General features: G+C 36.3%; 11 protein-coding genes. 9 read left to right on the forward strand and 2 right to left on the reverse strand.

Features of this window, described 5'->3' with window-relative positions; genetic code table 11:
- The first annotated feature begins 563 nt into the window (after positions 1–563).
- The 9 genes from C8D70_RS20770 (at position 564) to C8D70_RS07725 (ending at position 8,737) form a co-directional block, all read left to right on the forward strand.
- Positions 564–989, forward strand: coding sequence for a helix-turn-helix domain-containing protein (locus C8D70_RS20770; protein ID WP_181416104.1), 426 nt, complete (start codon positions 564–566; stop codon positions 987–989).
- Positions 990–1,413: 424 nt separating this feature from the next.
- Complete coding sequence (locus tag C8D70_RS07690; RefSeq protein WP_076597818.1) at positions 1,414–2,073, forward strand: TetR family transcriptional regulator C-terminal domain-containing protein; 660 nt, start codon at positions 1,414–1,416, stop codon at positions 2,071–2,073.
- Positions 2,074–2,300: 227 nt separating this feature from the next.
- Positions 2,301–3,617, forward strand: a complete 1,317-nt coding sequence (locus tag C8D70_RS07695) for an ABC1 kinase family protein (protein WP_110366927.1) — start codon at positions 2,301–2,303, stop codon at positions 3,615–3,617.
- Positions 3,618–3,769: 152 nt separating this feature from the next.
- On the forward strand, positions 3,770–3,925 hold the full coding sequence (locus tag C8D70_RS07700; protein ID WP_110367015.1) for a DUF2256 domain-containing protein: 156 nt from the start codon (positions 3,770–3,772) through the stop codon (positions 3,923–3,925).
- On the forward strand, positions 3,877–5,175 hold the full coding sequence (locus tag C8D70_RS07705) for a DASH family cryptochrome (protein ID WP_110366928.1): 1,299 nt from the start codon (positions 3,877–3,879) through the stop codon (positions 5,173–5,175). Before C8D70_RS07700 ends, C8D70_RS07705 begins: the two co-directional genes overlap by 49 nt.
- The gene (locus C8D70_RS07710) at positions 5,160–6,638 is read left to right on the forward strand and encodes a cryptochrome/photolyase family protein (RefSeq protein WP_110366929.1); all 1,479 of its coding nucleotides are present in this window, start codon (positions 5,160–5,162) and stop codon (positions 6,636–6,638) included. Before C8D70_RS07705 ends, C8D70_RS07710 begins: the two co-directional genes overlap by 16 nt.
- 141 nt (positions 6,639–6,779) lie before the next feature.
- Complete coding sequence (locus tag C8D70_RS07715; RefSeq protein ID WP_076597822.1) at positions 6,780–7,061, forward strand: TIGR03643 family protein; 282 nt, start codon at positions 6,780–6,782, stop codon at positions 7,059–7,061.
- 293 nt (positions 7,062–7,354) lie between these two features.
- Positions 7,355–8,053, forward strand: a complete 699-nt coding sequence (locus C8D70_RS07720; protein WP_110366930.1) for an SDR family NAD(P)-dependent oxidoreductase — start codon at positions 7,355–7,357, stop codon at positions 8,051–8,053.
- 33 nt (positions 8,054–8,086) lie between these two features.
- Positions 8,087–8,737, forward strand: coding sequence for a MarR family winged helix-turn-helix transcriptional regulator (locus C8D70_RS07725; RefSeq protein ID WP_076597824.1), 651 nt, complete (start codon positions 8,087–8,089; stop codon positions 8,735–8,737).
- Between the two features lie 222 nt (positions 8,738–8,959).
- On the opposite strand, the gene C8D70_RS07730 is transcribed toward C8D70_RS07725, so the two are convergent.
- Entirely contained in the window at positions 8,960–9,478 is a 519-nt protein-coding gene (locus C8D70_RS07730; RefSeq protein ID WP_076597825.1) for a DUF2911 domain-containing protein, read from the reverse strand.
- A gap of 35 nt (positions 9,479–9,513) precedes the next feature.
- Positions 9,514–11,205, reverse strand: a complete 1,692-nt coding sequence (locus C8D70_RS07735) for a sodium:solute symporter (protein ID WP_110366931.1) — start codon at positions 11,203–11,205, stop codon at positions 9,514–9,516.

Here is an 11,205-nt window from a genome sequence, read left to right on the forward strand (position 1 = left end):
TACTCCAAAAGGAAAAGGAGTTTATGAAAAATTTTATTTTATTTACCGCTCCGTTTCATTTATTTATGGGAGCCTTCTATTATATCGTAGATCCTGAAGGCATAGGACATTTACTCATTTTTTTATTTTTTCTATGTGTACTATTTGGAGGGACTCTAGGCTTAAAAAAAAATCTAAGTTTTAAATTCCTTTCAACCATATATATATTCGCCTACTCAATCCTTCAGTATAGCTTTTATCTTCTATACAATTCAATTTTAATACAGGCTCTTTATTATATTCCTATTTTTTTACTTTTAAATTACCATTATAATATCAAAATCATGCTTTTATGGTCTATCTATATAGTTATTTCTTTTCTTAGTCCTTTCCTGATAAGTAAGTATTTTAACATTTCACATCCCCTTAAACTCAGCAAGACCGAAGATCTTATTCAAAGTATATCTACATTTGTTACTGTTCTATTCTGTGTATGCTTTAATCTTTATTACATTAAAATATTTCATAAAATAAAGGAAGATGAAGCCATAAAATCACAAAATGAAGATAAAAAGCCTTCTCTTATGCAGACATTCACGGTAAAAACAACAGACATTAATCATGAAAACCCTGATGCCCCTGAATCGGTAACTTCTGATAAATTCGAAGAACTTTATCAAAAAGCTATTTCCTGTCTCGAAGAAAAAAAACTGTGGCAGGACCCTAATTTTTCTCTTAATCAGTTTGCCGAGATCCTTTGTACCAACCGCACTTATCTTTCCAGAACATTAAAAGAAAAAGGAAATACAAACTTTTACAATCTGCTGAACAGCTATAGAATCAAACAGGTTCTTGATGATTTTGACCGTTTGGAACATAAAAATTTTACGATTGCATTCATTTACCAGAAAGCAGGATTTGCATATCAGGCAAGTTTTAACAGAGTATTTAAACAGGTTACCGGCTGTACAGCAACAGAATACTTACAGCAGGAGAAATACCAGGTTTGATTAAATACTATCCTTGAGATTTCCACTTTTTTGAATTAAACTTGATTTTTTCTTGTCAAGAATCTTAAGAATAACGTATCTGTTTTTGGATCTGCATCTTTGTCCTGCCCTGAAATAAATCACTGTTAATCACCTCATTTAACATTTTTTAGGATGAAAAATCTCTTCTGGGATATTTTCCGAATGAAAACTGACGTTCAATATTTTCCTGAAATCTTTTTTTCTACTACCCAAACCAAATTAGGATTCCAGCCATCTTCGTATTCTGAAAACGCATAAACAGTAAACAATTTGCAGGCTTATTATATTGTGACTGTATCTTTAAATAATTCAAAAATCAAATCGCTTATATAGTATAAATTTATACTTTATTATAATTTAAAATAAAATTAATTACTAAATTTGTTGGTAAATAAATTCTATCATGCAAGAACAAGCCAACATCACGCAGGAAAAAATATTTGAATTATATGGAGATTATCTTTTGAATCACGGAGAAAAACCGAAAAACGTTTATCTCTTTGCTAAAGAAAACGACTTTGAAGAGAAAGAATTTTACCATTATTTTTCAGGTTTTGAGCAAATTGAAAGAGAAATGCTTAATCATCTTTTCACAAAATCGCTGGAACTCGCCTCGGAGGTTAATTCATCAAGTGAAATAACAGCCAAGGAAAAACTCCTGAATGTATATTATATTTTCTTTGAAAATCTGACGATGAACCGTTCCCTGGTGTTATCCATTCTGGGAAGCAGCAAAATCCAGAATATCAAAACGCTTCAGAAGCTTCGGGAAACCCACAAACAGTTTGTCAACACTTTGGATTTCAACGAATGGGAAATGATTGAAAAAGCAAAAGAAGACCTTCGAAAGTTCAACGAAAAATCAAGACAGGAAGCACTTTGGCTGCATTTTATTTCATCAATTGATTTCTGGAAAAAAGATACTTCTCCCGATTTTGAAAAGACCGATATTTTTATCGAAAAAACCATAGACACTGGCTTTGAACTGATGGACAACGAACCCTTGAGAAAAGTTTTCGACCTCGGAAAATTCCTTTGGAAGGAAAAATTTAAAATGAGCTAAAGTAAAGATCTGGATTCGGTTTCAAAAAATGACTATTCATGATTGGGGCAGCTATTTCCGTCCTCCGTTCCCGCTTTTTTGTGCCAAAGCTTTTCCGAAAACGTACAAAAAGAGCTCCACTCAGGTCGGGCTGCAATAAAAATGACAGAAAAAAACTTCGATAAGCCTTGCCAGACACTGAATATTTAAGCCTCTACGCTTAAAAACACAATAAACAAAATGTAAAAATGAAAACATTAGATAAAATCCCCACAGGAAAAATTGAACGGACGAGCAGTCTCTTGAAAGCTGGTGCAAAAGTAGGAGTCAATTATCTGAAATACTACGGAAACAAAATAACAAAAGACGAAGATGAAGCACGTAAAATATTAAATGAGGACAACGCAACAGATATTTACGATTCTCTGAAAGAGCTGAAAGGTTCAGCGCTCAAAGTTGCTCAAATGCTGAGTATGGAAAAAAATATCCTTCCGGTAGAATACGTAGAGAAATTTTCGCTTTCACAGTTTTCCGTTCCGCCTTTGTCGGGCGCATTGGTGAAGAAAACATTCAGAAAATATTTCGGGAAAAATCCGGAAGATATTTTTGATGAATTTTCCGCCGAATCAGTCAATGCAGCAAGTATCGGACAGGTTCATACCGCAAAAAAGGAAGGTCAGAAACTGGCAGTTAAAATCCAGTATCCAGGCGTAAGAGAAAGTATCTCTAGTGACCTTAAAATGGTAAAACCGATTGCGATGAAGATGTTCAACATCAAAAAAGAAGGTTCGGAATCTTACTTTCAGGAAGTGGAAGACAAATTGTTTGAAGAAACCGATTACAATCTGGAACTTAAAAGAAGTCAGCATTTTGCAGAAGAATGCAGTCATCTTCCGAATGTAAAATTTCCGCATTATTATCCCGAATATTCTTGTGAGAAAATCATTACTATGGATTGGATGTCGGGAATTCATTTTTCAGAATTTACCAAAAGACAGAATTCGCAGGAAGATCTGAACAAAATCGGACAGACCCTTTGGGATTTTTATATGTATCAGATGCATGTCCTGAAAAAAGTTCATGCAGATCCGCATCCGGGAAATTTCCTGATTTCGGAAAATAAGGAATTGTTGGTGATCGATTTTGGCTGTATCAAAGAGATTCCGGAAGATTTCTACATTCCGTATTTTGAATTGGCTAAAGAAGAAAATCTTAAAGATCCTGAAATTTTCCGTGAAAAATTATTCACACTGGAAATTCTCCGCGAAGAAGATTCTCCGCAGGAAAAAGAGTTTTTTGCTAAACTTTTCTATGAATTGCTTGAATTATTTACAAGACCTTTTAACAAGGAAAAATTCGATTTTTCTGATGAATCTTTCTTCCAGGAAATCGCCGATCTGGGACAAAAATACGCAAAAGCAAGTGATATGAAAGGAATGAACACCAACCGCGGTTCCAGACATTTCATTTACCTGAACCGAACGTTTTTCGGACTGTATAACATGATGCATGATTTGAAATCGAAAGACGTGGTAATTAATAATTTTAAAAACTCCTTAAAGTAATTTTTTAAAGAATAAATAAAGACTTCAACAAGCTCAGCCTGACAGTAGAGAAATAATGAAGCGAAAAGTATTAGAGTTGCCGCCCTGAGCTTATCAAAGTGTCTTTAGCAGAATCAGGAAAGAGCGAAGTCAAAAATAAAAACTATAGAAATATGCCTTCAGGATTACCGTCCAAAATCTGTGAAGTCTGCAGACTGCCTTTCAGCTGGCGGAAAAAGTGGAAGAAAAACTGGGACGATGTAAAATATTGCAGCGAAAGATGCCGGAAAAACAAAAAATCAACATCCTCTGGTTCACCAAAGATTTAAGAACGAGAGATTCAGAATCCTTATACAACGCGATGCAGGAAGATCTACCTTTTCTTGCCGTCTATGTTTTTGATTGTGAATTTTTTGCTCAAAAGCAGTCCGGCTGTAGAAGAATTGCTAAATTCAGAGCCAAATTCCTGCTAGAAACGGTTGAAAATTTAAAACAGAATTTAGCCAAACAAAAGATTTCTTTTTTAGTTAAATACGGAAAAACGGCAGATATTTTCAAAGACATTTCCAAAGAATTTGAAGTAGTTAAGATTTTCTGTCAGGAAGAATGGACAAAAGAGGAAGTTGAATTACAGGCTAAAATTGAAAAAGCTGTTCCGTCTGCAATTTGGGAAAAATCGTATTCTCAGTTTTTGGTACATCCGCTTTTTGCATTTAAAGCTTTGGATAACATTCCGTTGCTTTTCACAACGTTCAGACAGAAAATTGAAAAAAATCTCCTGATTCGTCCTGAATTTGCATCGGAAAATGACATATATGACAAAGCAGATATTCACCTGAAAAGTGATGAAATTTCTTTGAAAATATTAGGTTTTGAAGCTTTTGAAACCGATAAAAGAACAGCCTTCCCTTTTTCCGGCGGAGAAAATGCAGCTTTGAAAAGATTACATTATTATTTCCCGGAAACACAGAATCTGAGCAGATATAAAGACACACGAAACGGTTTGGCGGGAACAGATTACAGTTCAAAATTTTCAGCATGGCTTTCGGACGGAAGTCTTTCTGCGGTAACGATTTATTATGAAATTAAAAAATATGAAAAAGAGTTCGGAGCTAATGATTCAACGTATTGGCTGGTTTTTGAACTGCTGTGGCGGGATTTTTTCAGGTATATTTCTTTACAGTACAAAGATTTAATTTTCCAAAAAAACGGAATCAATCATCAGAGTTATCTTGCCGAAAAAAATAAAATATTGATTCAAAAATGGAAAGATGGAGAAACTGATTCCGATTTTGTGAATGCGAATATGCTTGAACTGAAAAATACAGGCTGGATGAGCAATCGCGGTCGTCAGAATGCGGCTTCCTACTTCTGCAAAATCCTGAAACAGGACTGGAGAATTGGAGCGGCTTATTTTGAGGAAATGCTTATTGATTACGATGTTCATAGCAATTATGGCAACTGGATGTATCTCGCCGGAGTCGGAAATGATAACCGTAACAGAACTTTCAATCCCGAAAAACAGGCAGAAATGTATGATTCCCGTCAGGAATTCAGAAGATTATGGATCAAACAGTAAAACATACCGCTCAATTGATTTTTCCACATCAGCTTTTTGAGGATGTGGATTATCTGGATAAAAATCAGCCTGTATTTCTGGTAGAGGAATTTCTGTTTTTTAAACAATATTCTTTTCATAAACAGAAGATTGCGTTTCACCGGGCAACCATGAAATTTTATGAAAATGAGCTGAAAAAAGCAGGTTTTGAAGTTGAATATATCGAAAGCTCATCGAAATTTTCAGACCTCAGAAATTTAATTCAAAAGCTTGAAAAAGAAGATTTTAAAACCATAAAAACAACTGATGTCTGCGACAACTGGCTGGAAAAAAGGCTCGGAAAGACAAAACTGGAACTCGAAATGCTGGAAAGTCCGCTTTTCATCAATACCAAAGAAGATCTGAAAGATTATTTTGAAGACAAAAAATCTTATCATCAGACCGATTTTTACAAACAGCAGAGAATCAAGCGAAATATTCTGATGAAAGCCGGAAAACCGTTGGGCGGAAAATGGACCTACGACACAGAAAACCGCAAAAAATATCCGAAGAACAAAAAAGCTCCTGCTATTTATTTCCCGCGAAACAATGACTTTTATGAAGAAGCGAAACAATATACTGAGAAACATTTCGCCAAAAATCACGGGACCCTGAGCGATGAGCAGCTCTACCCGACCACTTTTAAAGAAGCTGAGCAATGGCTGGAACAGTTTCTTGAGAACCGATTCCACGAGTTTGGTATTTATGAAGACAGCATTGTGGAAAAAGAACATTTTCTCCATCACAGCGTCCTTTCTCCGTTGATGAATATCGGACTTTTAACGCCTGAAAATGTTCTGGAAAAAGCAATATCATTTGCACAGGAGAATCATATTCCGGTGAATTCTCTGGAAGGTTTTGTGCGCCAGATTTTGGGTTGGCGGGAATTTGTACGGGGCGTTTATGTTTATCAGGGAACGTATCAGCGAAATAAAAATTACTGGAAACATCAGCAGAAACTTCCGGGATCTTTTTATACTGCCCAAACTGGAATCCGGCCGATTGACAGTACACTTCAGAAAATTCTGAAAACCGGCTATGCCCATCACATCGAAAGACTGATGATTTTTGCCAATTTCATGAATCTCTGTCAGTTCAGTGCCGATGAGGTTTATCAGTGGTTTATGGAAATGTTCATTGATTCTTACGATTGGGTGATGGTTCCGAATGTGTATGGAATGAGCAGCTATTCGGATGGCGGAAAAATGAGCACCAAACCTTACATCAGCGGAAGCAATTACATTAAAAAGATGAGTGATTACAGCAACGGAGACTGGGCGGAACAATGGGATGCCCTATTCTGGAATTTTATTAATGACCATCAGGATTTCTTTGCCCAAAATCCAAGACTGGGAATGATGCTGAGAACGCTGGAGAAGATGCCGGAAGAAAAGAGAAAGCAGCATGTTAAAACAGCAAAGAAGTTTATTGGGAATGTTAAATGATTCTTTTAGCCACGCAAGAAATGTTTGAATATAAATCCTGAAAAAGAAAAAAAGGCTTCGATAAGCTCAGCCTGACAAAGCAGAATAAAAGTTAGTATAAGAGATATCATCATGAACTATTTCAGTTAAAAAAACAAAAAAATGAATAAAAACCTCAACATACAACAAATCGACAGAATCATCGAAATGGCTTGGGAAGACAGAACGCCGTTTGAAGCCATACAATTTCAGTTTGGAATGAGCGAATCGGAAGTGATTGAACTGATGCGTTCGGAGCTGAAAGAATCCAGTTTTAAGCTGTGGAGAAAAAGAGTAAACTCCGGAGTGAGCCAGAAACATCTGAAAAAAAGAAGCGAAGAAATCAACCGCTTTAAATGCAGCAGACAACGGATGATCAGTAATAATAAAATATCGAAAAGGTAATTAATCCTACCATAAAAGAATAGTTTACGAATAAGTTAGTTGTTCAAAAGAGCATAAAAGTTTGATGTAAATGGCTTCGACAAGCTCAGCCTGACAGTAGAGAAATAATTAAGCGAAAAGTATTAGAGTTGTCACACTGAGCTGGTAGAAGTGTCTCAAATTAAAAAAGCCTACGCTCATAGCGTTAAAATATCAAAAATAAATCATTATGAAATCGCCATTATTAGCTTGCTCAAACACCAATGAAGATACAGCGATTCCATGTGATCTTAAAAAACAATAAATATCTGCATATGAAAAATATCGTCATCATCGGTTGTGGAAAAGGTATCGGACAGGCAACGGCAAAAAATCTTGCACCAGAAAACAAAATCATCGGAGTTTCCAGAACAGAAAATCCGGAACTGAATCATCCGAATATTGAATTCCATACCATGGACATTCTTTCGGGAAATTTAGATGAAATCAGCTTTCCTGATGTTGTTGACGGATTGGTTTATGCGCCAGGCAGCATTAATTTGAAACCTTTCAACCGGCTTTCTTTGGATGATTTTAAAAATGATTTTGAAATCAATGTTTTAGGAGCAGTTAAAATTATTCAGAAGCTTTTGCCCCATCTTAAAAAATCTGAAAGTGCATCGGTTGTTCTATTCAGTTCGGTCGCGGCAAAACTCGGAATGCCTTTTCACGCTTCTATTGCGGCAAGTAAAAATGCTGTGGAAGGTCTTACGAAAAGCTTAGCGGCAGAATTTTCGGGCCAGAAAATCAGGGTCAATGCCATTGCACCTTCTTTAACGGACACGAATCTGGCATCACAACTTTTATCAACCCCGGAAAAAAGAGAAGCTTCTGCGAAAAGACATCCGTTACAGAGAGTGGGAACTGCTGAAGAAATTGCGGAAATTACGGCTTTTTTGGTTTCGGACAGATCTTCCTGGATCACAGGGCAGGTTATTGGAATTGACGGCGGAATGGGAAGTGTAAAACTGTAATTACAGAAAAAATATTTAGCTTAAATTTGCGCTATGAATACTGACTTTTTCATTGATTTACTGCATCAGGTAAAAGAATTTGAAAGCTCCGAAGCCTATAAACCTCACTCCACTGTTGAGGATTTCCGCTTGTGGCTGAATGATAAAAAATACAGAACGGAAAGCCCGACAAAGCTTTTTAAAAATGAAAAGCATCAGGTTTCTTTTACAGAAAATGAAATCTGCAAACAGGTTTTACTTTTGGGACGGTATTCTAAACAATTGATCAGAAAAGGCCTTCATAATTTCCCTGAATTGGCCAATGAAGAATTCACTTATCTCTACCGGCTGAAAGACGAACCGAATCTCACTAAAATTCAGCTGATTGAAAGAAACGGACACGAAAAACAGACCGGAACGCAGATTATCAAACGTCTTCTGGAATATGACCTAATCGAGGAAAAGAACGATATTGAGGATAAAAGGAGTAAACGCCTCAACATCACCGAAAAAGGAGAAGATTATTTCCACCGTTCCGTTGAAAAAGTGAATATGACGTCCAGAATTCTTGCAGGCAAGCTTGAAAATAAAGAAAAAGCAGAACTTTTAGAATTGCTCAGAAAATTGAATGATTTTCATTCACATGTATATTCAGAATACAGAAGTTTAGATATTGACAAAATCTTTGAATTGTCTGGTTCTTAAAAGGCTTTATTGAGGATCCCTAATTCCTGTTTAATTAAGCTTAAAAGAATTAAATCATCTATAAAAGTGTTTAAAGATATGCCCGTTGACTCAATTAAAAAGACAAAATGCTTATTCTGTTTAAATAAACGAAATAGAACGGTCTCAATGGTAATCTTTGATACAATTCAAAACTTTAAACAAAAAAAATCCCGGATTAACCGGGATTTTCAGTTCTTCTATTTATTTTATCTCTACAGGAACTGAGATTTTATCCCAATCCATAGTAAATCCATTATTGTTTATTTTATACACCAGATTTTCCTGTGTGGCTGGTAAAGCTTTTGTTTTTACCTCTACACGTAAAGCATCTTTAGCTTGTTCGTATTTATAAGCGCCCCACTGTTTTGGTTCTTTATTAAAAATCGCAGTCCAGGTTCCGCTCTGTTTAGGGATTAAGAAAAAGCTGTATTTACCTGCAGGTAGTTTTTTACCCTGAACAGTAATATCTTTATCCGTTTCAAAAGTAGTTGCTTCATTAGCACCCGCACGCCAAACTTTATCATAAGCTTCTAAACCGCCCCAGATTGTACGTCCTTTTACAGAAGGACTGCTATAGGCTATTGTAATAGTTGCATCTTTAATTTTTCCCGTAGCCGTAGCCGGAGGGCTGGCAGGTTTTTTAGCCTCCTGTGCAAAGGCATTCACTGAAAGTGTTACGGCAGCAAAAAGTACGGTAGCAGATTTAATCATTGTTTTCATACTATTTTTATTTGTTTATTTTTGTTATTGTTTGTTTACGAATTTACTACTTTCTGTTTATAAAACAGCATTATGATTGCCGAAAATACAATAACTGCCGCTGCACCAATTACATTAAGCCAAAGGAATGAAATGATATCAAACTGATAAACGGCAATAACTGTAATTTCTGATAAAATTGCAGAAATAAATACATTTGAGCCATTGATTTTTTTATAGTAAAATGCGACAAGAAAAATTCCCAATATCGGGCCGTAGAAAAGAGAACCCAATACATTAACCGCCTCAATGAGGGAACCCATCTGAGTGGCAAACATGGCTACTCCGATTGAGAAAATACCCCAGGCCAACGTATGCAGACGGCTGTACTTCAGTTCGGTTTTTTCATCAGGAATTTCTTTGCTGAATATCAAATGAACATCTTTTAATGAGCAGGCGGCAAGGGAGTTCAGTGCTGCCGAAATGGAACCCCAGCTGGCCAGAAAAATGACGGCAAACAGTAAACCGATCATCCCTACAGGCAGGGTATTTTTCACGAAATACAGGAAAATGTAATTCGTATCCGTTTTCTCCGCATTATAGTTTGATTTATTGATCGCTTCCTCTACCCTGCCATGCAGTGCTTTTACTTCTGTTTGTGTATTTTTAAAATCCTGAATTGTTTTTGTAAGCTGAGGAGAATGAGCTTCTTTAAGCCTTAAAATTTCTTTCGATTCTGCATTAAATTTTATTTGTAAATCCTGATGTTCTTTTTCAAAAACCGCAGCCTGTTCAGGTTTTGTTTCCTTTAAGTATTGATAGGAACGTTCGTTAAAATAAATCGGAGCCGGTTTAAGAGAAAAGAAAGCGAAAAGTAAAGCACCGATAAGAAGAATAGCAAACTGCATCGGAATTTTGACCAATCCGTTCAACAGCAGACCCATTTTCGCATTGGTATTGTCTTTCGCGGTAATATATCTCCCAACCTGGCTCTGGTCTGTACCGAAGTAAGAAAGGGCAAGAAAAAAGCCACCAATTAAGCCGCTCCAAATATTGTATTTATCTTTCCAATCGAATTCTGTAGTGATTACGTTCAGCTTTCCGGATTTCCCCGCAAGATAAAGTGCATCATTAAAGCCAATTCCATTCGGCATATTCTGAATGAGCAGATAGCCTGCAAAAGCCATTGTTCCCAGAATAATCAGAAACTGTAATTTTTGAGTGTGAGCGATCGCTTTTGCTCCGCCAACATAGGTATAAATCAGCAGAATACCCCCTGTTAAGACATTCGTTAAATAAATATTCCAGTTTAAAACGCTTGATAAGATGATACTTGGAGCGTAAATGCTGATTCCCGTTGATAAACCTCTGGAAAAAAGGAATAACAGTGAAGTGAGTACCCTTGTTTTTTTATCAAAACGATTTTCTAAATATTCATAGGCCGTATACACATTCAAGCGCTGAAAAATCGGGATGAAAGTAATACAGATCACAATCATCGCCAAAGGCAGACCAAAATAATACTGCACAAAACGCATTCCGTCTGTATAAGCCTGTCCCGGTGCTGAAAGAAATGTAATGGCACTTGCCTGCGTAGCCATAATACCGATAAGCACAATGTACCAGGGCATTTTATTATCTGCTTTCAGGTAGGATTCGTTGCTTTTCTGACCACGACCGATGAATACGCCGTAAACTACCACTGCAACAAGTGTAACAATAAGAATTGTCCAATCTATAGTACTCAT

The sequence above is a fragment of the Chryseobacterium sp. CBTAP 102 genome, assembly GCF_003201365.1.
GTDB lineage: Bacteria > Bacteroidota > Bacteroidia > Flavobacteriales > Weeksellaceae > Chryseobacterium > Chryseobacterium candidae.